This is a genomic window from Paeniglutamicibacter kerguelensis (genome assembly GCF_017876535.1).
Lineage (GTDB): Bacteria > Actinomycetota > Actinomycetes > Actinomycetales > Micrococcaceae > Paeniglutamicibacter > Paeniglutamicibacter kerguelensis.
In genome coordinates, this window is record NZ_JAGIOF010000001.1 from 3,147,777 (window position 1) to 3,169,597 (window position 21,821).

General features: G+C 68.0%; 15 protein-coding genes. 6 read left to right on the forward strand and 9 right to left on the reverse strand.

Going from position 1 to position 21,821, the window contains the following annotated elements; all coding sequences use genetic code 11:
• Window positions 1-2 precede the first annotated feature (2 nt).
• The 3 genes from JOF47_RS14435 to JOF47_RS14445 all read right to left on the reverse strand — a co-directional run bounded on the left by JOF47_RS14435 (window position 3) and on the right by JOF47_RS14445 (window position 3,429).
• Window positions 3-2,558: a SpoIID/LytB domain-containing protein gene (locus JOF47_RS14435; protein ID WP_209999651.1), complete on the reverse strand. Its 2,556-nt coding sequence runs from the start codon at window positions 2,556-2,558 to the stop codon at window positions 3-5.
• 149 nt (window positions 2,559-2,707) lie between these two features.
• Window positions 2,708-3,043 carry a DUF202 domain-containing protein gene (locus tag JOF47_RS14440; protein ID WP_209999652.1) on the reverse strand — a complete coding sequence of 112 codons (336 nt, stop codon included), beginning with the start codon at window positions 3,041-3,043 and terminating at the stop codon, window positions 2,708-2,710.
• Window positions 3,040-3,429 carry a YidH family protein gene (locus JOF47_RS14445; protein ID WP_209999653.1) on the reverse strand — a complete coding sequence of 130 codons (390 nt, stop codon included), beginning with the start codon at window positions 3,427-3,429 and terminating at the stop codon, window positions 3,040-3,042. Before JOF47_RS14445 ends, JOF47_RS14440 begins: the two co-directional genes overlap by 4 nt.
• Before the next feature lie 216 nt (window positions 3,430-3,645).
• Between JOF47_RS14445 and JOF47_RS14450 the strand changes: the two genes are divergently transcribed.
• Window positions 3,646-4,668 carry an enoyl-CoA hydratase/isomerase family protein gene (locus JOF47_RS14450; protein WP_342592861.1) on the forward strand — a complete coding sequence of 341 codons (1,023 nt, stop codon included), beginning with the start codon at window positions 3,646-3,648 and terminating at the stop codon, window positions 4,666-4,668.
• Here the strand turns inward: JOF47_RS14450 and JOF47_RS14455 are convergent.
• Window positions 4,665-5,858, reverse strand: coding sequence for an MFS transporter (locus tag JOF47_RS14455; RefSeq protein ID WP_209999654.1), 1,194 nt, complete (start codon window positions 5,856-5,858; stop codon window positions 4,665-4,667). The two genes, JOF47_RS14450 and JOF47_RS14455, sit on opposite strands and share 4 nt — an antisense overlap.
• A gap of 53 nt (window positions 5,859-5,911) precedes the next feature.
• Window positions 5,912-7,678, reverse strand: coding sequence for an FMN-binding glutamate synthase family protein (locus JOF47_RS14460; protein WP_209999655.1), 1,767 nt, complete (start codon window positions 7,676-7,678; stop codon window positions 5,912-5,914).
• Between the two features lie 308 nt (window positions 7,679-7,986).
• On the opposite strand from JOF47_RS14460, the gene JOF47_RS14465 reads away from it, so the two are divergent.
• Entirely contained in the window at window positions 7,987-10,395 is a 2,409-nt protein-coding gene (locus JOF47_RS14465) for a YhgE/Pip domain-containing protein (RefSeq protein WP_209999656.1), read from the forward strand.
• A gap of 75 nt (window positions 10,396-10,470) precedes the next feature.
• Here JOF47_RS14465 and JOF47_RS14470 read toward each other — a convergent pair whose 3' ends face one another.
• On the reverse strand, window positions 10,471-12,243 hold the full coding sequence (locus JOF47_RS14470; protein WP_209999657.1) for an ABC transporter ATP-binding protein: 1,773 nt from the start codon (window positions 12,241-12,243) through the stop codon (window positions 10,471-10,473).
• Window positions 12,240-13,964 carry an ATP-binding cassette domain-containing protein gene (locus tag JOF47_RS14475; protein ID WP_209999658.1) on the reverse strand — a complete coding sequence of 575 codons (1,725 nt, stop codon included), beginning with the start codon at window positions 13,962-13,964 and terminating at the stop codon, window positions 12,240-12,242. The genes JOF47_RS14470 and JOF47_RS14475 overlap by 4 nt, the downstream gene beginning before the upstream one ends.
• Window positions 13,965-14,073: 109 nt before the next feature.
• Here JOF47_RS14475 and JOF47_RS14480 point away from each other — a divergent pair, with 109 nt between their 5' ends.
• On the forward strand, window positions 14,074-15,057 hold the full coding sequence (locus tag JOF47_RS14480; RefSeq protein ID WP_209999659.1) for a diaminopimelate dehydrogenase: 984 nt from the start codon (window positions 14,074-14,076) through the stop codon (window positions 15,055-15,057).
• 93 nt (window positions 15,058-15,150) lie between these two features.
• Here JOF47_RS14480 and JOF47_RS14485 read toward each other — a convergent pair whose 3' ends face one another.
• Window positions 15,151-15,720 (reverse strand): antibiotic biosynthesis monooxygenase, encoded by a 570-nt coding sequence (locus JOF47_RS14485; protein ID WP_209999662.1) that lies wholly within the window; start codon window positions 15,718-15,720, stop codon window positions 15,151-15,153.
• A gap of 27 nt (window positions 15,721-15,747) precedes the next feature.
• Window positions 15,748-16,932 carry an RsbRD N-terminal domain-containing protein gene (locus JOF47_RS14490; protein WP_209999664.1) on the reverse strand — a complete coding sequence of 395 codons (1,185 nt, stop codon included), beginning with the start codon at window positions 16,930-16,932 and terminating at the stop codon, window positions 15,748-15,750.
• A 160-nt stretch (window positions 16,933-17,092) separates the two neighbouring features.
• Here JOF47_RS14490 and JOF47_RS14495 point away from each other — a divergent pair, with 160 nt between their 5' ends.
• The 3 genes from JOF47_RS14495 to JOF47_RS14505 all read left to right on the forward strand — a co-directional run bounded on the left by JOF47_RS14495 (window position 17,093) and on the right by JOF47_RS14505 (window position 21,820).
• Window positions 17,093-18,415 carry an MFS transporter gene (locus tag JOF47_RS14495; protein ID WP_209999665.1) on the forward strand — a complete coding sequence of 441 codons (1,323 nt, stop codon included), beginning with the start codon at window positions 17,093-17,095 and terminating at the stop codon, window positions 18,413-18,415.
• A gap of 100 nt (window positions 18,416-18,515) precedes the next feature.
• Window positions 18,516-20,156 (forward strand): thiamine pyrophosphate-dependent enzyme, encoded by a 1,641-nt coding sequence (locus JOF47_RS14500; protein WP_209999666.1) that lies wholly within the window; start codon window positions 18,516-18,518, stop codon window positions 20,154-20,156.
• Window positions 20,153-21,820 (forward strand): amidohydrolase, encoded by a 1,668-nt coding sequence (locus tag JOF47_RS14505; RefSeq protein WP_209999667.1) that lies wholly within the window; start codon window positions 20,153-20,155, stop codon window positions 21,818-21,820. The genes JOF47_RS14500 and JOF47_RS14505 overlap by 4 nt, the downstream gene beginning before the upstream one ends.
• The last annotated feature ends 1 nt before the right edge of the window (window position 21,821 follow it).

Here is a 21,821-nt window from a genome sequence, read left to right on the forward strand (position 1 = left end):
AACTACCGGTTGCCCCGCACCGTGCTTGAAGCGACCGAGATACTGGCGCCCGAGCTCTTGCGCACCCCGAGCTTCCCAGCGGCGCTGTTGTCCAGGATCTTCGCGCCGGTGACCTTCATGGTTGCCTTGTTGGCCGCTGCGATGCCGCCGGTGAACGTTGCTGGTTTGTAGCCGGCCCAACCGTTCTTGCTGATTTCGGTTCCCCGAACGAAGGAGTTCTTTCCGCCCGAGGCGCTGATGCCCACCTGGCCGTTAAGCCGGATCGTCGAATTCAGGATTTCAGTGGCGGCACCGTTGCTTTGCACGCCGATGCCGTGGTTCACGGCCACCCGCGAGGAGAACAGCCCCGAATGCGCACCAGAGAGCCGTACGGCACCCGTGTTGCTGGGGTTGGCGTATCCGACCACATTCATCTTGCCCATGCGCGACCAAGTACCCAGGGAGATGGCGCGGGTTTGCGCTGCCATCGAGTACCTGTACTTCTTGCTGCTGGCCTTGCCCGTGTAGATGGCCCGCCCCTTGTGGTCGATCCAGTAGGTGCCGGCCTTCACCTTCGCCTTGGAACTGACCCTATTGAGCTGGATCCCGTTGGCAAAGAGAATCTGGGCACTGTTGCACTGGTAGCCGGTGGTGCATTTGAGCGTTTTGGGTGCCTTGGAAGGGATCTTGCTGGAGGAAATCTTGTAGATCTTGCCCGACTTCTTGGTGCTTACCGCGGTGGTTCCATCGAAGCGGGTGGAGCTGCTGCCTTGCCCCACCAACGTTTGGCGGGACTTGAGCACCAGGTTCGCCGGATTGTGGGTTCCGGCCTTCAAACAGATGACGGCTCCCTCCCGCTGGGAGGCAATCGCCTTGGGGATGCTCGAACTGGTTTTCACCGTCGTGGTACAGAAGTTGTTGGGGTTGATCGTAGTCGCAGCCGGGGTATTGCCCGATGCATTCACTCCGGAGATCCACGCGGCACGCGCGCCGATGCCGTTGGTCGAACCCCTGAAGGCAGAGCCCGTCAAAGTCTTGGTGCTTCCCGCCGAAGACGTGGCGGTGGCCGAGCCGATCGTCAGGTCCTTGGCTCTGGTGATCTTCACCGAGACAACGTCGTTGAGCCCGAAGACCTTGGCCATCTTGGCTTGGCTCACGCTCTGGGTCCATGAGTCATAGGGGTTGTTGGCGCTTGGCTTCAGCGACCATGAGTCGTCCCGGGAACGCAGGTACGGAAGCGCTGCGCCGCCCCATACGTCCTCGCTGTTGCGGGTGGCTCCGCCGGTGGATGAGGAATAGAGTGTTTCGGCCAGTCGACCTCCGTACATGACGACCTTGCCGGAGGTCGGCGTGCCCCCGCTGCGGGAGACCGTGGCGTCCACCGCGGCCTTCCACATGGCGCCGTATCCTGGTTGCTCGTTTTCCTTGCGCCATCCGGTGAACTTTTGGTCCTGCACCTCGTCCGTCACATTGCAGTCGCAGGAGGCCCTCACCTTGTCGATCTTGCGCATGGCGTAGGTGCGTCCCGCAATCGCCTGGGCCTGAAGCACCGCGCCCGGCCAGGAGGAAGGGACCTCGGCAAGGCCGTAGAGGTACTCGTCGTTCAGGCGGAGCGAAGTCACCAGGTTGACCTGGCTGTCCAGGATCCCTGCTTCAAGGACGCCGTGCCTGTAGGTTCCTGGAGTCGATGATTCGGCGTTGGCCTTCGGAATGGAGAGAACGGAACGTTTGCTCGAGGGCCACGCACCGGTGCCTTCCCATTCGATGCGAAGTTTGTCCGTGACCTTGTTTGCAGCAACGCTTTGGCCCTTGTCGTTCTTCAGCACGTAGCTCAGCTGGGAACCGCTCCGGCTGAAAGTCAGCGAGGAGCCGGCCGGTGCCGTATAGGTCTTTTGGGCTGTCGGGTCCTTGACCCGTATCCCGCCGCCGGCCACCGTCACCGAGGCGGTCGCGGACTTGAGCACCTGCACGCGGATGTCTTTTGCCGCCGCCGTGGCACTTGAGGTGACCTTGGCCGGGTTGTAGTAGTACTCGAGAATTTGCGTGGCGTTCTTCTTGCCCTCGCTTGCCATCGCCCGGGCGCCGTACTGGCTCATGCCAACTCCGTGCCCCCATCCGGCGCCGGAGACGGTGAAGTCCGGCAGCTTCGGGACGCTGGGCAGCCAGTAGGAGGTTCCGTTGCTGCGTACCCCGAGCACGCCGCCGCTGAAGTTCTGCCGCGTGTCGCTTCCGGATTTGTATTGCTCCCCCTTCGGGTAGCCGAACCTGCCGTTTTCCCATCCGGTGTCGGCCCACGCCTTAGCGATGGCGTTGCGCACCGTCAGCGCCCTGCGGTTGTTCGAGTAGACCACGACGCCGTCGCGGTACGAGCGCCAGGAACTTCCGTCCTTGAGCTTTCCGGAGCCGTCGCTGGCACCGCCCAGGCTCTTGGCCGCCTTGGTCAGGTACGTGGCGTTGTCCTGCGCGATGCTCGCCGTCGCGACATTCACCGCTGCCGGTTCAAGGGCTGTCGCGGCCGCCGCCGGAACCAGCAAGGCGGCCACCAGGGCTGCGGAAAGGGCGAGGGCTGTTTTTCTCATGGACATCCTTGAACGACGTTTCGGGTGCGAGATAGCAGGGCGATGAACCCCGATCATACGCGAGCCGCCCATTCCAGCACCCGGACGGCTCACGTCAACGGCCGAATCCATGAAAGATCACCTGCCGCGGGGCCCCGCTCGGCCCGGCCTCAGTCGGTCAGCACCAGGAAAATGCCCAGTGCCCCGACGCCCACCACGGCCCCGCTCATCGCGAGCACGGCCACGACATCCGCATGGACGCGTTCCAGCGCAATGCCGTGGGACGCCAGGGCGTAGCGCCTGCGCTGCGTGGCATAGATGCCGCCGGCAGCCAACAGGCACAACGCAAGCATCACCAGGATCCCGGTGCCGTAGTGCGGATACCACTTCAGGAAAACCAGCGCCGCCACGCACAGCGACATCGTGGTCCTCCCCCAGGACATCACGGTGCGTTCGGGTTGCAGCCCCGGATCGTCGTGGGAAAGCAGAGGCCCGTTGACGCTCACAGCTTGGTCGCGATCAGCACCGCCACGATGGCCGCGGCGATTGCTCCGCCCAGGCCCAGGATGGGGATGATCACCGGCAGCGGCAGCGGCTTGCCGTGGCGCATGGAAAGCTCGATCCTCCGCCAGCGCAGGGCCGCCCCGCCGCTGATCAGCATGCCGATGATGATGAGGAAAACGGAGATGCCGGTACGCAGCGGTGCGGGAAATTCGTGGGCGGCGAAGGCCTCAAGGGCGATGCCGCCGGCCAGGAAGGCCAGCGAGGTGCGGATCCAGGCGAGGAACGTTCGCTCGTTGGCCAAGGTGAAACGCGGGTCGGGTTCCCTGCCCCCGGGCAGGATGCGCTTGGCCAATGCTCCGCGGTCGTCTTCCTCATCGTATTCAGCCATCGGCCAGGACCCCTCTCAAACACAGTGCGGCCGAGGCGTTGCCCGACCCAAAATCCCCCTGAAGCCTACCGCGGGAGCACCACGGCGGCGGAATGTGAAGCCGGACCCGGCCCCGCGGGAATCTGCACTTCGGGGCGCCTGCCTGTAGCGTTTCTACTAGCATTTTGCGCCCTGCACACGGCATTTTCCGGAAGGACCCCGACCATCACTTCGCACATCCGCGCTTCAATCACCGGACCGCTGGGAATCCTGGCGCTTGACCGCCCCTCAAAGATCAATGCGCTGACCCGCGGCATGCTCCAGGCACTCACCGACATGCTGCTGCTCTGGAAGGACGATCCGTCCGTCTCCATGGTGGTCCTGCGCGGGGCGGGCGAGCGCGGTTTTTGCGCCGGCGGGGACATCAAGGACTTCCACCGTGCGGTGAGCAACGACGCCCACGGCGAGTTCGCGGACCTGCTGTCCCTGGAGTTCGACCTGGACGCCATGATCGCCGGCTACCCCAAGCCGGTCGTCACCCTTGCGCACGGGCTGTGCATGGGCGGCGGCATCGGCCTTGCCTCGCACGCGGCCATCCGCATCGCCACCCCGGACTCCAGCTTTGCCATGCCCGAGGCCCGCATCGGCTACACCCCCGATGTCGGCGGCACGCACCTGATGGCGCTGGCCCCAGGCTTCATCGGCGAGTACCTGGCGCTGACGGCATCCACGTTCTCCGGCGTCGACGCTGTGGAACTCGGCTTCGCGGACATGCTGGTGGACGGGGAAAAGTTCGACGACGTGCTCGACGCGCTGCCGGACTTCGAGGGCATGGACGCCGCGGACATCGCCGCCGGGCTCGAGGTGCTCTTCGGGTCCTTCGCCGCATCCCCGCTGATGGCCGCGCAGCCGTGGATCGACCACGCCTTCAGTGCCCCGACGCTCGGGGAAATCCTGGAGCGGCTCGACGCGATGTCCCACTCCGCGGCGGCCGAGGCCGCGGAACAGATGCGCGCGAACTGCCCGACGTCCATGGAGTGCGCCCTGCAGTCCATCCGCGCGGCTCGCGCCGAGGAGCACCTGCGCTCGGCGCTGGACCGCGAGCTTCGCCTGGCCAAGTACCTCATGCACCGCGGCGACCTCGCCGAGGGCATCCGGGCGCAGGTCATCGACAAGGACCGCAACCCGGCATGGGTTCCGGCAAGCATCGGCGAGGTGGACGTTGCGGCGGTCGCCGCGGTGGTGGCCGAGCCGAACTAGTCCTTCATGGAGCGCAGCGGGAGGATCGAGCCCAGGGTCGCGGCGGCCATCGTCGAGCCCAGCACCGCAAACACTCCCCCGGCCCCGAGGCCCGTGGCGAAGATCCCGACGCCCACGGGGATGACCGCCTGGCCCAGCCTGTTGCCCAGCAGTCGAATGGACATCCAGGTGCCGCGGGTGCCCTCGGAAGCCGCGGCGGAGACAATGCTCATGCTCAGCGGCTGCCCGATGCCCAAGCTGAACCCGGCCAGCACCAGCAGCACGGCCATCCAGAACACTCCCAGGTCAATCGCCAACATCGTGATGAGCACCGCAGAGATCCCGGTGGAGGCCAGCAGCAGCCTGGCCCGGCCGACGGTGCGCACCAGCCTCTCGAGCCCCAGCCGCGAAAGAACCGTTGCGCCGGCGCGCAGGGACAGCAGGATGCCGACGGTCTGCACGGGGATTCCGCGCTCCACCGCGAGGGCCGGCAGGTAGACCTGCAAAAGGTCGATGGTGCACAGCACCATCATGCTCAGCCCGATCGAGGCCAGCAGGGTGTTGCGGGTTGCCGGCTCGACGTTCAACGCCGCCGACAGCGTGACCTGCACCCGGGCTTTGGCCTCGGCGCGCGGAGCCGCATGCCGCGCCATGAACAGCGTAGCGACGGCCATCGCCACCGCCGAATACAGGTAGGCCTGCAGCAGCACCGCAGTGTCGGGCAGGACGCTCTCCCCGCCCAGGAAGCCAAGCAGCAGCGGGGCCGCGGCCTGGGCGATCGCCGTGACCGTGGTGTAGTAGCCAAAGATCCTGTCCATGTTGCGGTTTTTCGCCGAGGCAAGCCTGCTTTGCTCGCCGATCAGGCTCATCAGGTGACCGACGCCCAACAACAGGTTCCAGCCCAGCAGGGCCGGCAGCGAAGCGGCCGCAAAAAGAAGCCCGAAGCCCGCGGCGATCATCAGCCCGGCGCCCAGCAGCAGCACCCCCTGTTCCCGTCCGCGGTCGGTGGCACGCCCGATGCCCACGGCAAGGAACACCGGCAGGATGGAGAAGCTCGCCACGACCAGGCCCAGCAGACCGGGGTCCACGCCGAGTTCCAGTGCGCGGTAGGACGTGGCCGGGCGCACCAGGTAGACCGATCCCTGCAGGAAGAAGGCGTGGGCAAGGATCGAAGGGAAGCCGAGGGGCCGGGCCGGGGCGGATACTGCCATGCCGGCAATTATTCCGTGCAGGGGCTCCCCGACCGGCCTTGATGACGGCCGGTTTAGCGCTTGGGGATGGGGTTCTTGGGCGCGAGGCGGCCCTCGGGGCGCTTGGCGTGCGGGTGGACCGGGGCCACCGCCTTGTGCGTCGAGTCCTTGGGTTCCACGCGCTTGGGCTCCACCGTTTCAGCAAGCTCAACCGGCGCCGCTGCCGGTTCGCGGGGCGTCGGCCACGGCATGGGAGCGTGTTCGCCGAAGGTGTCGGCGTCGGCTTCGGTCCAGTCGGCCAGCCATCCGCGCGCAGGTTCTCGGAGCAGTTCACCGGGTGCCACCCATGTGTGCAGGGCCGCGTAGCTGCGCGTCGTCAGGTGGTCGATGCGCCGGCGCAACATGCGCGGGTTCAGCTGCGAGGGGTGGGAGACACCCATGGAGGCCATCAGCTGCGCAGCCTCCTGGACGGTGAGCTTGTGGTAGTTGTAGACGCGGTTGCCCTTGTCCAGCACGTCAAGGGCCCGGTACAGGTGCGCGTTCTGGGTTGCCACGCCCACCGGGCATTCGTTGGTGTGGCATTTCTGGGCTTGGATGCAGCCGGTGGCCATCATCATCGAACGCGCGCTGAAGGTGAAATCGGCACCCTGGATGAGCCGCTTGACGATGTCCGAGCCGGTGGCGACCTTTCCCGCGGCGCCCAGCCGAACCTTGTCGCGCAACCCGCAGCCGACGAGTGCATTGTGCACCAGCATGAGCCCCTCGGTCAGCGGCGTACCCACGTGGTCCTCGTACTCAAGCGGCGCGGCGCCGGTGCCGCCCTCGGAGCCGTCGACGGTGATGAAGTCGGGGGTGATGCCGGTTTCAAGCATGGCCTTGCACATCGCCAAGACGTCGGTGCGCGATCCCACGCAGAACTTGTAGCCGACGGGTTTGCCGCCGGAGAGATCGCGCAGGTGCTTCACGAACGCCATGAGCTCCCGCGGCGTGGAGAAGGACGAGTGCGAGGCGGGGGAAATGCAGTCGACGCCCATCGGGATTTCGCGGGCGGCCGCGATTTCCTGGGTGACCTTGGCGGCGGGAAGCACCCCTCCTAGCCCGGGCTTGGCGCCCTGGGACAACTTGATGGTGATGCCCTTGACGTTCCCGTGGGCGGCCTTGGCGGCGAAGCGGTCGGGATCGAAGTTGCCGTCCGCGTCGCGGCAGCCGAAGTAGCCGGAGCCGATTTCCCAGAACAGGTCGGCCCCGTATTCCAGGTGGTATTTGGTCAGTCCACCCTCGCCCGTTTCATGGACAAACCCTCCCATGGCCGCGCCCTTGTTCATGGCGAGCACCGCATTCTTGGACAGCGCACCGAAACTCATCGAGGACACGTTCATCAAGGAGATGTCGTAGGGCTGCAGGCAGTCGGGCCCTCCGATGCGCACCCGGTGTTGTTCGGCCGGGGCGTTGACGGGCACCGTGGAATGCAACAGGAATTCGTAGCCGACCTCGTTGACGTCGAGTTCCGTGCCGAAGGCCTTGTGGCTGTCGGCACCCTTGGCCCGCGCATAGATCAGCGATCGGGTATCGCGGGCGAACGGGCGCCCGTCCGTGTTGCGTTCAATGAAATACTGCTGCATTTCGGGGCGAATCGATTCGAGCAGGAAGCGCATGCGCCCGAGCACCGGGAAATTGCGCAGGATTGCGTGCTTGGTTTGCAGCACGTCGTGGATGCCGAGCCCCAGCAGGGCCAGCGCCAGTGCTGCAAGGATCCACCACCCGGTTGAGCCAAGGGATGCGGCCACGATCGTGACGAATCCCAAGACCGACAGCAATGCCAAAATCAGAAATCTCACCATGGGTGTGAGCCTATAGCTTCGTTGCCCCCTGTTGGAGGGCTTTTCCCGGAAAATCGGCACCGGTCCACGTCCGGGTGCCCGGCAGCCGGAGGATTGCCCCGAACCTTCAACTTACTGCGCAGTAAGTTTATTCGCCAAAACTCTTGAAAACCTACCCGCGAGTAAGTTTAATATTGCTAGCTCCAAAAATTGTTAGCCAGATCACATACCCGCACCATTCCCGATACCACCCGTCCGCGCGACGAGGCGTACTTCAGTGCGCCCAAAAACGCGACACTTTCACCGCCCGCACAACACAAGGAATCCAGTTGAATGCACATGTTGCAGCCAAACGGCACACTCTCATGCATGCCGTCATCACCGCCCTGCTCGGCCTGTTCCTCATAGCCTTCGTCGCGTTCTACGCGATGTTCTCCTCCCAAGTGGCCACCGGCGCCTCGGCCCTGAACAAGGGCATGGGCCAGGCCAACGACGGTGTCGCCAAGTTGGTCGATGGTTCTGGCAGCGCGGCCGAGGGAGCCGCAACGCTCGCGGCAGGCACGGGCGAACTGTCCGCGGGCGCAACCAAGCTTGCCGACGGGGCCCGGGACGCCAACACCGGCGCCGGGGAACTGACCGAGGGCGCCGGCTCCCTGCACGAGGGCACCACCAAGCTCGCCGACGGCGCAAACAGCGCGGCAGCCGGATCGGTCAAACTCAGCAACGGCGCGGCAGAACTCTCCACCGGCGTGCACAAACTCGTTGACGGCACCAACAAGGTCGACGCCGCGGCCGGCAAGCTGGACGCGGGCGCCGGCAAACTGCAGGCCGGCACATCGGCGGCCAACGACGGCGCAGGGGCGTTGAGCGACGGGGCCTCCCAACTCCAGGCCGGCACCCTGGCCCTTTCCGGCGGTGCCTCGGCGATCGACGCGGGAGCCCGGAGCCTGAAGGACGGCGCCCGGGACCTGTCGGCCGGCCTCACCACGTTCGGCGCGGGAACCGCAGAGGTCAACACCGGCGCGCAAGCCCTCAGCGGCGGCTCCCAGCGGCTCGCCACGGGCGCAGCCGCGGCAAACGACGGTGCCAAGCAGCTGGCGGCCGGCACCCAGGCCGCAAACGACGGTGCCAAACAGCTCGCGGCCGGAACCTCCTCGGCAGCGGCCGGTTCTTCCGACCTCGCGGCCGGAAGCGGCAAGCTCGCCGCGGGCCTCGGCGACCTTGCGGCAAAGGCCCCCGCCCTGGTCGCCGGCGTCGACGCACTCAAGAAGGGATCCGCCGACCTGTCCAAGGGAAGCACCGACCTGCAGGCCGGAACCGCGGAGCTGGCGGCGGACGCCCCCGCATTGCAGCAGGGAATCTCCGCAGCCGCCGGCGGCGCCACCACCGTGCAGGCAGGCGCCAGCGACCTGCTCGCCGGGGCCAACGACGCAAACCAGAGCATCGGCGCCCTGAAGGACGGTGCCGCGGACCTCAACGCGAACCTCAACGGACTTGTTTCCTTCATGAACGACAACCCCGGGCTCACCGCGGCGGACCTGCAAGCCAAGGTCGAGGGGCTGCAGGCAGGGGCGGCAAACCTCAACGGCGGCTTGGGGCAGCTCAAGGCCGGCACCGGCACGTTGGCTGCGGGCGCAGGACGGCTGCGCGCCGGAAGCACCCAGCTCCTGGACGGACTGGACGAGCTCAAGACCAAGACGAAGTCCCTGCCGGCGCAGGCGGCTGCCCTGAACGCGGGCGCCAAGGCACTCAACACCGGCGCGCTGCAGATCGACGGCGGGCTCGCGCAGCTCGGTGCCAGCGGCAAGCTGCTAACCGGCGGCATCGACACCCTCAAGGACGGCGCAACAGCGCTGGACGCCGGCGCGAAGGACCTCAACGCGGGCCTCGGACGGCTTGACGCCGGCTTCAACGATTCAGCGAAGGGCCTCCTCACCGGGCTCGGTTCGCTCGGCGCCGGGGCAGGCGCACTGGCTCAGGGCACCGAGACGCTCGCCGCGGGATCCCTGGACCTGAGCACGGGCGTGGGCAGGCTCGCGGCCGGCACCGGCAGCCTGGTTGACGGCGCGGCGCTGCTCGGCGACGGCGGGTCCAGGCTCGCGGAAGGCGGCAAGGACCTTGCCGCCGGCACGTCCACGCTTTCCGCCGGCGCACAGGAATTGCACGGCGGCGCGGGCGCACTTGCTGAAGGCGGCAAGAAGCTTGCCGCGGGAACCAAGGACCTGCTGGCCGGAACCGGCACCCTCAAGGACGGCACCGGCAAACTCGCTTCCAAGGCTCCCGCCCTTGCCGCCGGCGCAAGCTCCGCCGCCGCGGGAGCCACAAAGCTGAAGAACGGGGCATCGGACCTGGCAGCGGGCAACTCCAAGCTGGACCGGGGAGCCGGCGAGCTCGACGCCGGGGCCTCCAAGCTGGCGGCGGGCACCGAAAAGCTGGGACTGGGCCTGGGAACGCTCGAACGGGGCGCCTCCGACTTGTCCGCCGGCGCAGGCAAGCTCGATGCCGGGGCAGGGTCCCTGGCCGACGGCAACGGCCAGTTGGCCGAAGGCATGGCAACGCTCTCCAACGGCTCGACGGAACTTGCGGCCGGCACCTCCAAGCTGGAGCTCAGCACCCAGGCCGTTTCGGCCGCGAAGATCAGCACCGGGCCGAGTGCGGCGCTGCTGCTGGTCCCGCTGGGACTGCTGTTGATCCCCGCCGTGCTCATGGTCCGCAACCGGCGCCACCTGCGCGGCTAACCGCCGGGACAGGATGCCGGTGCCCCCGCCGAAGCATTTTCGGCGGGGGCACCGCTGTCTGCCTGGCCGTTTGCCCTACTCCCCCAGCGACTCGCGTTCGCGGCGCAGCAGCGCGGCAAAGCGCCCGTGTTCGCGCCGCGCCAGCTGGGCGGGGGCATCGGATTCGACCAGCCGCCCGCCGTCCAGCACGGCGACTTCGTCGACCCACAGGACGGTGCGCATGCGGTGCGCAATGACCACCACGGTGCGGCCCTCGGCCACCAGCTGCCGCACCGAGTCCATCACCAGCGACTCGGTGTGCACGTCAAGCGCACTGGTTGCCTCGTCGAGCACCAGCACCCGGGCGTCCTTCACGAACGCCCTGGCCAAGGCCACGCGCTGGGCCTGCCCGCCGGACACCCTGCCGCCGCGCTCGCCCAGCGGCGCATCCAGGCCCTTGGGCTGGGCCGCCAGCCACTGCCCCAGCCCCGCCCGTTGGCAGGCGGTGCGCAGTTCGTCGTCCCCGGCCGCGGGGTTGGCGACCAGCAGGTTGGCGCGCAGCGTGCCGCGCATGAGATGCTCGCGCTGCGAGACCATGGCGATCGCCCCGCGGACGTCCTTCAGCGCCGCGTCGCGCACGTTGCCCTCCCCCAGGAACACCGCTCCGGTTCCCGGGTCCATGGCGCGCACCAGCAGGGCGGCGAGCGTCGACTTGCCGGAGCCGGATCCGCCCACCACGGCCAGCGATCCGCCGGCGGGAACCGACAGGTCCAGCGAATCGAGCACGGCCACCGGGCCGGACTCCCCCTCCAAGACCAGGCCTGCATTCCGCACCTCGAGGCCCAACGGACCCTCGGGCAGCGCCACGGGCTTCTCCGGGTCCGCCACCAACGGGGCCCGGTGCACCAGCGAATGCAGCCGCTCGGCGGAGGCCAGGGAATCCTGCAGCCCGGAGACAAAACCGTCGACCTCAAGCACCGGCGCGAAGGACGGAACAGCAATGAGCAGCAGGCACAGGAACTGCTCCAGTCCTAGGCTCCCGCCGGCCACCTGACCCAGCCCGGCCAGGCACAACAGCACGGTGGTTCCCCACGGCAGGACTGCCTTCAGGCCCGCCCGCCAGGATGCGGCCGCGGCCCCGCGGGCCAACGCCGCACCCAGCGCGGCATCCAGTTCCGCCAGTTCGGCCGCCCGCGCCGGCTCGTGGCCGAACGCGACGATGGTCCCGGCGGCCCGCACGGATTCGCTCACGTGCTGGGCCATGCGGGCGCGGACGGCGGTTGCCTCCCGCGCGGCGGAGCGCGTGGTTCGCAGCCCCAGCAGCGGCACACAAAGACCCGTAAGCAGCAACCCCGCGGCGAGGATCCCGGCGAGCGCCGCATCGGCGAAGGTTGCCACCGAGACCACGACGAGCACCGGGACCACCAGGGCGGCGAGAAGCGGCGGGATCGTGTGGGCAAAGAAGACCTCGACCCTGTCGATGTCGCGGGTGGCGCGGGTGAGCATGTCGCCGCCGGCCCGGGTGCGGGCGTTGAACGGCGCCTGCGGGGCGAGCGCGGCATAGAGCTCGTTGCGCAGCAGCGCCAACGCCTTGAACGCGACCTTGTGGCCGAAGTACTGTTCGCCGTAGCGCAGGGCGCCCTTCAACAGCGAGAGCCCCGCCAGCCAGGCCGCCACCGGCCAGAGCGACGGGGCTTGCCCGCCGGAAAGCCAGGCCTGGGCACCCTGGCCCAGGGCAATGCCCGCCACCAAGTAGAGGGCGAGGTTGCTGAGCTTGTGGGCGATGCCCAGCACGCTGGCCAGCCCCAGCGGGCCCAGCACGCTGCGGCAGGTCCGCAGCAGCCACCCGATCAACTGCCGGCGTTTCATGCTTCCCCCCGTGGGATCGAATCGGTTCCAGCGCGTGCGGCCGCAAGCGCCGCGGCCAGGTAGCCGCCGGCTGCCAGCACCGTCTCCAGCGGGCCCGCCTCGATAACCCGCCCGTGCTCCAGCACCGCGACCCTGTCGCAGCCGGAGAGCAGGCCCAGCCGGTGCGTGATGGTGATGGTGGTCTTGTCCCCGGTTGCCGAGGCCAGGGTTTCCAGCACCCGCGCCTCGTTGTCGGGATCCAGGTCGGAGGTCGGCTCGTCGATGACCAGCACGGGCCGGGCGGCCAGCAGCGCGCGGGCCAGGCCCAGCCTCTGGGCCTGGCCGCCGGAGAGCCCGTGGCCGTTCTCCCCCACGGGGGTTTCGAGTCCCAGCGCTTCCAGGCCCACCCGGCCCAGCACCGCGCGCAGTTCCGCGTCGGTGGCGTGCGGCCCGCCCACGCGCAGGTTGTACGCCACGCTGCCGCCCAGCAGCCCGGCGCCCTGGTCCAGCACCGCGCTTGCTGCGCGCAGCCGCAGCGGACCAACCTTGTTTCCGGAACCGTCAAGCACAGCCCCGGCGGCGGGCACCAGCTGCCCCTGCAACACCCTGGCCAGCGTCGTCTTCCCCGACCCGGAGGGACCGATCACGGCCGTATGGGATCCCGCCGGGAATTGGAGGGACACCTCGTGCAACACCGTTCGCCCGCCGTACCCGGCGCTGAGGTTTTCGACGGCCAGCCCGCCGACGATTCCGCGGGCCGTCCCCGCGACGGGCGCGGCCTCCGGCGCGACGTCCGGCGCGACGTCCGGGTCCAATTCCAGCAGCCCGGTAATTTCCTTTTCCGCGGCCCGGCCGGTCATGCCGATATAAAAGAAGCCGCCGACGAACGCGACGGGCTGGAGCATCAGCGTGCTCAACAAAACCATGGCCACGCCCTGGCCCGGGCTGATGTGCCCGCCACCCAGCCGCCAGCCGGCCAGCACCACGGACCCGGTGACCAACCCCAGTGCGAACGTCGCATCGATGACAAGCAGCACCAGCTGGTTGCCGGCCAGCAGTTTCATGACTTGGCGGCGCACCCGCTCGGAGGCGGCGGCGATCTTGGCTCCCGCGGCGCCCTCGGCGTTGTTCAGCCGCAGCATGCCCAACCCGTTGAGCGCGTCCATGAAGGAGGCGGCAAGCATGCCCTGGCTGCGGCGGTAGTTGGCGCTCGAGGACCTGAAGAGCTTCTGGAACCCGGTCACGAGCACCGGGATCACCGGCAGTGCGATGGCCAACAGCAGCGCCGACACCGGGTCGATGAAGACCCCGATGACCAGCACCACCAGGATCGGGGCGAGCACCGCGGCCAGCGCCGGGGCGCTGAACCCCGCCCTGAATCGCGCGCGCTTCTCCACGGCGTCGGTGGCCAGGGAGACCAGCTCGCCGCCGGCCCGGGCCCCGGTGTAGCCCTGCCCCAGGGCAAAGTACTTCAGCAGCACCGCCCGGCGGTCGTCGGCTTCCTGGCCCCCGGTGGCCCGGGCGACGAGCCGCGGGGCAACCACGGCCGCGGCACCGGCCACCAGCAGGGCAACAAGCGCCGCGGCAACCCAGGCGGCGGAGACACCCGCACCGCCGGCCAGGTACCCGTCGACGGCAACACCCAGCAACAGCGCAAGCGCCGCCAATGCGGCGGTGCCGAGCACGGCACACACAACGATTACCGGCAGCGCGCGGGCCGCCGGATTCTTTTTCCCAGACACCCGATCCATCCTAGGCAACGGCCGCGCAATATGCCCGTTCCGTCTAGGTGATGCGCCCGCCCAGCGGCTACCGTGAATAGGGTCCTAAACGTTTGAAGTGAGGAAGTTCGTGGGAGCATCAATCCGCATCGGCATTGCAGGCTATGGAAACCTTGGCCGCGGCGTGCAAGCCGCCATCGCCAAGAACCCGGACATGGAACTTGTGGGCGTCTACACCCGCCGCGATCCGTCCGCCGTTGTCCTGCAGGGCCCCGCCCCCGTCTTCCACATGGATGACCTGGCCAAGCACACCGGTGACATCGACGTCTTGATCCTCTGCGGCGGTTCCAAGTCCGACCTCCCGGAGCAGGGCCCGGCACTTTCCGCGTCCTTCAACACCGTGGACAGCTTCGACACCCACGCCATGATCCCCGAGTACTTCGCCGCCGTCGACGCCCCGGCCACCGCCGCGGGCAAGACCGCGCTGGTTTCGGCCGGCTGGGACCCGGGAATGTTCTCCATCAACCGCGTCTACGGTGAGGCGCTGCTTCCGGACGGGGAAACCTACACCTTCTGGGGCCGCGGCCTCAGCCAGGGCCACTCGGACGCCATCCGCCGCGTGCCGGGCGTCGCCGGCGGCGTGCAGTACACGATCCCGAACCCCACGGCGATCGAGAAGGTGCGGGCCGGCGAGCGCCCGGTGTTGGGCACCCGCGAGAAGCACGTGCGCGATTGCTTCGTGGTCCTTGAGGACGGCGCCGACGCGGATGCGGTGCGCGAGGCCATCGTGACCATGGAGCACTACTTCGATGCGTACGACACCACCGTGAACTTCATCGACGCCGCGACGCTGGCCGCCGAGCACACCGCGATGCCGCACGGCGGCTTTGTCTTCCGCAGCGGAAACACCACCGACGAGCACGCACAGGTCATCGAGTACTCGCTGACCCTTGAATCAAACCCGGAGTTCACCTCCAGCGTGCTGGTTGCCTACGCCCGCGCCGTGCACCGCATGAACGCCGCCGGCCAGGTCGGCGCCAAGACCGTGTTCGACGTCGCCCCGGGCCTGCTGTCCCCGAAGTCCCCGGAGCAGCTGCGCGCCGAACTGCTCTAGGGCCGCCGGCCCGAAACAACAGCGCCCAAAGTGATCGCGGGTGCCGTCCCCCCGGTTGGGTGCGGCACCCGCGATTGCTGTTTGCGGTGGATCTCAGGGGCGTCGCCGGGGCTTGTGCAGCCACGGACGCAGCAAGCGGGTGGTGGCCGGAAGGAAGATGTAGGTCATCAGCGGGGTAAGGATGCAGATGTTCAGCAGCACCGCGAAGACCAACGGCCAGTCCTTCAGCAGCGGCACCAGCAGGAAATTGGACAGCAGGCTCAGCGGGAAGAACGGCAGGAAGATGCTGACCGCCTGCTTCCAGCGCGGCGGCACCACGGTTTCGGGGATGCTGATGCTCTGCTCCCCCGGCGGCTCGAACCACCCCTCGATTCCGGTGCGGTGTTCGACCCTGGTGGTTTCCACCAATTCCGCGGCGCTGTCCATCCACCAGCGGCGCTCGTCCGACTCGTCCCAGGCGCGCAGGGACTTTGCATCGGCGAAGCGGTAGAGCACGTGCCACTCGTTGGAGTCGGGCGCGGTGCGGATCCAACCGGATCCGAGGTAGCCGTTCCATTCACGGGCCAGTTCCTGGCCGGCCTGCACCCAGGCATTGAAACGACGGTGGTGTTCGGGAAGCACCGTTCTGGTGATGGAAACGGTGATGGGCGTAGCTTGTGGCATTCCATCAATGTAGACCCCGCGGAGCGGCTACGACCAACCCACCACCAGGCGGGCGGCCTGCACGGGGATCGCGGGGTCCACGCCCGTGAGCGCAGCGAAGCGATTGAGCCTGTTCATCAGCGTGTTGCGGTGGCAAAAAAGCTCTTCGGCGGCCTGGCCCACGCTGCCCGTCTGCAGGTAGGCCCGGACCGCCTCGGTGAGCCTGCGGCGTTCGGCCGCGCCGCACTGTTCCAGCGCGCGCTCCACTTCGCCGAGCCCCGGCGCCCCGGCCTCGGCCAGTTCCCGCCGTGCCATCCGGGCCCAACCCCGGGCCCAGGTCATGGCGCCCGATTCGTGTGGCTCGAGCAGCTTGGCCAGCGACCTCGCGACGGTCGCGGCCTGGGGAATCGCTTCAAGCCCGCAGGGGTCGGAGATGAATCCGCAGCCGAGTTTCTCGATCCGGGCACCGAGCCGCAGGCCCTCGGATCCGGCCCGCTCGTCGTGGGGATAAAACACCACCAGGGCGTCGGAGAGCGAATAGGTGTAGACGCGGTTGCTGGCACGTTCGTTGGCCAACGCCAGGCGCATGGCGGGAATCTGTTCCCCCAGCGCGGCAACAACCACGTATTCGGTCTCCAGCGGCTGCCCCAGCTCCGCGGCAAGGCGTTCGAGGGTGGCCGCGGCCAGGTTCTTCTCGCTGAACAGCGTCGCGAGATACCCCTGCCTCATGCTTGCGGCCTCGGCCTGGATCCTGGCCAGCTCGGCAACATAGGCGCGCTGGGTTTCGCCCGCGTAGCCATCCACGACTTCCCACACGCGGGCGGTGTGCCCCACCAGCAACGGCGCGTCCTCCGGCCGGGCGACGGAGGTGATGGCTCCCCACAGGATCGAAAAGTCGAGCCTGATCGCCGTCATCAGCGCGTCGATCGGCACCCCGGCACGCGCCCGCGAGACACCCACGTCCAGCGCGATGGCCTTGCGTTCCCTGAGGTAGTCGGGGGCATCGCTGCTCGCCTTCATCGCCATGATCAACGCGTCAAACGAGGCGCGGCCGGTGCGCCTGATCTCGCTCAGCGGCAGCGGGGCACTGGCATAGATCGGGATGCCGCTTAGCCTCGCGATGAATTCGTCGGTCAGTTCACCGACGTCCAGCTGGTCGATCAGCGCGCTCCAGCGCAGCGAATCGCTTTCTTGGCCATTTTGCTCACTTCTCGCGAAATCAGACGTTAACATTTCCCCATAATATGTGCATTTGCCCTGTTTGTGGCATGGAACTCGTTGGGAAACGTGCGCCGCGTCACGTCGATTCCTTGGGAAGATAGTCTTTGTCACAACGTTCCGGCGGCAATGCATGAGGCAAATCCCGCCCTTGAGATCAGGCAGAAAAATTCCCATGACCCACACTGCAACATTAGAAGCAGGCGCCACACGGCAGATCTCCGACAAGGAGGCCACCAAGGTTGCCGTCGGCGCCCTCATCGGCACCGCCATGGAATGGTACGACTTCTTCCTCTTCAGCGCCGCCGCGGCGCTGGTGTTCAACGTCCAGTTCTTCGCAAGCCAGAACGCCACCGCCGCGGCGATGGCCGCCTTCGCCACGTTCGGCGTGGGACTCGTGGCCCGCCCGATCGGTGGAATGATCTTCGGCGTGATGGGCGACAAGATCGGGCGACGCAAGACGCTCATGGTCACCATCGTCGGCATCGGCATCATCACCGGCCTGATCGGCCTGCTGCCCACCTACGCCGCCATCGGGATCGCCGCCCCGATCCTGCTGGTGTTCCTGCGCATCGCCCAGGGCCTGTTCGTCGGTGGCGAATGGTCCGGCGCCATGACCATCGTCGTGGAAAACGCCCCGCTGCACCGCCGTGCCCGCTACGCGGCGCTGCCGCAGATCGGTTCGCCGATCGGCACCATCCTCTCCTCCGGCGGCTTCTTCCTGATGACGGTCTTCCTGTCCAAGGCAAGCTTCGATGCCTGGGGCTGGCGCCTCCCGTTCCTTGCAGCCATCCCGATGCTGCTGGTTGCCCTGTACATCCGCAGCCGCCTCGATGAGTCCCCGGTCTTCAAGGAGCTCATGGAGAAGGGCGAGACCGAAAAAGCCCCGATCCGCACCACGCTGAAGGAATCCTGGAAGCAGATCATCATCGGCATGGCCGCGGGCATGCTCGGCATCGGCGGCTTCTACCTGGTCACCGCGTTCGTGGTTTGGTACGGCGTCAACGTGCTGGAATACGAGCGTTCGTTGATGCTGCTCGGCGGCATCATTGCCGCGGTCGTTGAAATTCCCGTGCTGATCCTCGGCGGCCGCCTCGGCGAGCGCTTCGGTTCCTCCAAGGTCATCACCTACGGCGGCATCTTCTCCGCCATCATCGCCTGGCCTTCCTTCCTGCTCATCGAATCCGGCAACGACTTCCTTGTCATCCTCGGCATGACCCTTGCCGTAGCGGCTTTGTCCCTGCCTTACGCCGCTTCCGGCACGGTGCTCACCGGGCTGTTCCCGGCCAAGACCCGCTACACCGGCGTGGGATTCGCCCAGAACACCGCCGGCATGATCTCCGGTTTCATTCCGCTGGCCGCCACCGCCCTGGTCGCCGCGGCGTCCAACCACTGGTGGCCGGCCGCCGCGATGCTGATCTTCCTCTCGCTGTTCACCGCGGTTGCGGGCGTCATTGCCCCGAAGCTCAGCGTCGATCTTCCCGGCTTCAAGCACTAGCGAACCTCCGGTGTGCCCCGCAGGAACCCCCAAGTCCTGCGGTGCACACCGGGCCCTTCATTCTTCTTTCACGCTCCACCGCAAAGGACCACGACCGCTCATGTCACTGTCAGCCGGCCACCTCATCGTCAAAACCCTCGAAGCCCACGGCGTGGCCCGCGTCTATGCGGTGCCGGGCGAAAGCTACCTCGACGTGCTCGACGGACTGCACGACTCCCCGATCCACACGGTGGTCACCCGCCACGAGGGCGGCGCGGGCTTCATGGCCCTGGCCGAGGGCCGGCTCGGCGAAACCCCGGGCATCGCCATGGTCACCCGCGGCCCCGGCGCCGCCAACGCCATGATCGCGATCCACACCGCATGGCAGGACTCCACCGCGATGGTGCTCTTCGTAGGGCTGATCCCGCTGGCCGACCGCGGACGCGACTCCTTCCAGGAATTCAGCTTGGAGGGCTGGTTCTCCACCACCTCCAAGGCGGTGTTTGTGCTCGATGACGAGCACCAGGCCGGCGACGTGGTGGCACGGGCCATGCGACTGGCTTCCACCGGGCGCCCCGGACCCGTCGTGGTGGGCCTGCCCGAGGACGTTCTGGTCCGCATCACTTCCTCCCCCGTCCCGCCGGTGCTTCCGCTGCCCGACGCCGCGCCGAGCACCGCAAGCCTCGACTCGCTGTCCGGCATGCTGCGCGACGCCACGCGGCCGGCGATCATCGTCGGCGGGGACGGCTGGGACTCGGCCACCTCGGCCACGCTTGCCGAATTCGCCGCGGCCGCCCATGTGCCGGTGCTTGCCGATTGGCGCGCCTATGACGCCGTCGACCACGATTCCCCCGCCTACGCGGGCTGGCTGGGCTACGGCCGGGCCGAACGCACCGTGAAGGCGCTGAACGATGCAGACCTTCTGGTTTTCATCGGCTGCACCCGCGGCGACGTGCTCTCCGAGGGCTACAAGGCCGCGCTGGACACCCCGACGATCGTCGTTTCCCCGGATGCGGAACTAACCGGCCATGCGGGGCGCATCGATGCGCACCTGGGCCTCGGCCCGGCGCAATTTGTCTCCGCCCTTCCCGCCGGCGACGAGGTCCGCGGCACCCGGAGCGCACAGTGGATGGACACGCTGCGCCAAGAGCAGCTGGACTTCACGGCCCCCGGCCCCGACGGCGGCACCGGCGTCGACTTGGGGCTGGCCTTCGAATCCCTGGAGGCCGCCCTGGACGCCGACCGGATCATCACCTACGGCGCCGGCAACGCCACGCTGTGGGGCCACCGCTACCTCAGCCACCACGGCCCGAAGTCGCTGGCCGGACCGCGCAACGGCGCCATGGGGCTCTCGGTTCCGGCCGCGGTCGCGGCAAGCATCATGCACCCGGGCCGCCACGTGGTGGCGATCTGCGGGGACGGGGATTTCTTCATGAACGCCCAGGAACTTGCCGTCTCCTTTGCCCACGGGGGGACCCCGCTGGTCATCGTGGTGGACAACGGCATCTACGGCACCATCGTCGACCACCAGCGCCGGCACTACCCGCAGCGCCCCTCCGGCACGTCGATGAGCAACCCCGACTTCGCGAAGTGGATCGAGTCCTTCGGCGGCCACGGCGAATTCGTCGCCAGCACCGAGGACTTCGCCCCGGCACTCGAGCGGGCCCTGGCCAGCGGCCTGCCGGCCGTGCTGCACCTGAAGACCGACCCCTCCACCATGGGCCCGGGCACCGTGGCGCACCGCGCGGAGGTCTCGGCATGAGGCTCGATTTGGTTGTCCGCGCCGGCACCATCCTCACCATGGACGAGGCGCGCCCCGCGGCCCGCGAGATGGGCGTCATCGGCGGCCGGATCGTCGGCTTCGACGAGGAACTCACCGGATGCACGGCGGAGCGCACCGAGGACTTCGGCGATGCCGTGATCACCCCCGGCTTCATCGACGCGCACTGCCACACCACCTGGTGGGGACTGGGCCTGTCGGCGCTGGACCTCTCCCCCGCACGCGGGCTGGAGGAACTCTATGCCCTGCTCGAATCCGAGATGCTGCGGCTGGAGGACCGGCCCGGCGTGTGGCTCAACGGCACGGGATTCAACCACAAACACCACGACGGCCTGTTCCCGGACATCAAGCGGCTCGACGCGATCACCGGCGACCGCCCGCTGTACCTGCGCCATGTGTCCGGCCACGCCTCGATCACCAACACCGCCACGCTGCGCCTGGCCAGCGCACTGGACGAGGGTTTCACCAACCCCGTGGGCGGCGCCGTGGTCCGCGATGCCCACGGCAACCCGACCGGCCTGGTCGAGGAATCGGCACAGGGACTCATCCAGAACCTGCTGCTTCCGTACTCCGTGGACCAGATCGTCGGGGCCCTGGACGCGGCAACCACACGCTACGCGGCCGAGGGCATCACCTCCTTCACCGAGGCGGGCGTGGGCGGCGGCTGGATCGGCCACTCCCCCGTCGAAATCACCGCCTACCAAGAGGCCCTGGGCGCAGGCCGCCTGCATGCCCGCGCCCAGCTCATGCCGGCCCTGGACGCCCTGGCGGAGCAGTCCTCGCATGCCTCCGACTCCCATGGCGCCGGAGGCGGCCGCGGCCTGAGCCTTGGCATCCGGGCGGGGTTCGGCAACGAGCACCTGTCACTGGGCCCCATCAAGGTCTTCATGGATGGCTCCCTGCTGGGAGCCACCGCCGCCGTGACGGAGGACTACTGCGGGCACCAGCACAACACCGGCTACCTGCTCGACACCCCGGAGCAGTACCGCGAACGGGTCTCCTCCGCGTACCGCGGCGGCTGGCCGGTTGCCCTGCACGCCATCGGGGATGCGGCCATCGACCTGGCGATCGAGATCATTTCCGGCCTGCAGGAACGCCATGGCATGAATGCACTGCCCAACCGCATCGAGCACTTCGGCATCGCCCGCCCGGACCAGGTGGCTGCGGTGGCCCGGCACGGCATTGCGGTGACCCCGCAGGCTTCCTTCATCGGCCCGCTGGGCGACCAGTTTGCCCAGCTCGTCGGGCCCGAACGCGAGGGCTGGCTCTACCGCGGCGCCTCGCTCCTCGAGGCCGGCGTCCTGGCCGCGGGCAGCTCCGACCTGCCGGTGGCCGACAACAACGTCCGCCGCGCCATGGCCTCCGCGGTCGATCGCCGCACCGAAAAGGGCCGGGTGCTCGGCGGGGCGTCCGAATGCCTCTCGCCGCTTGAGGCCCTGCGCCTGTACACGGTCAACGCCGCCAGGGCCACCGGCCAATTCGATGACCGCGGCAGCCTGTCCCGCGGCAAGCTTGCCGACTTCGTGGTGCTCTCCGAGTCCCCGCTGGAAACCGAAGACATCGCCGCCCTGCACATCATCGGCACCTTCGTCGGCGGAAAGCAGAGCTACTCGTCGCTGAACGTCGACGCCCCGGCCGCCGTCTAAC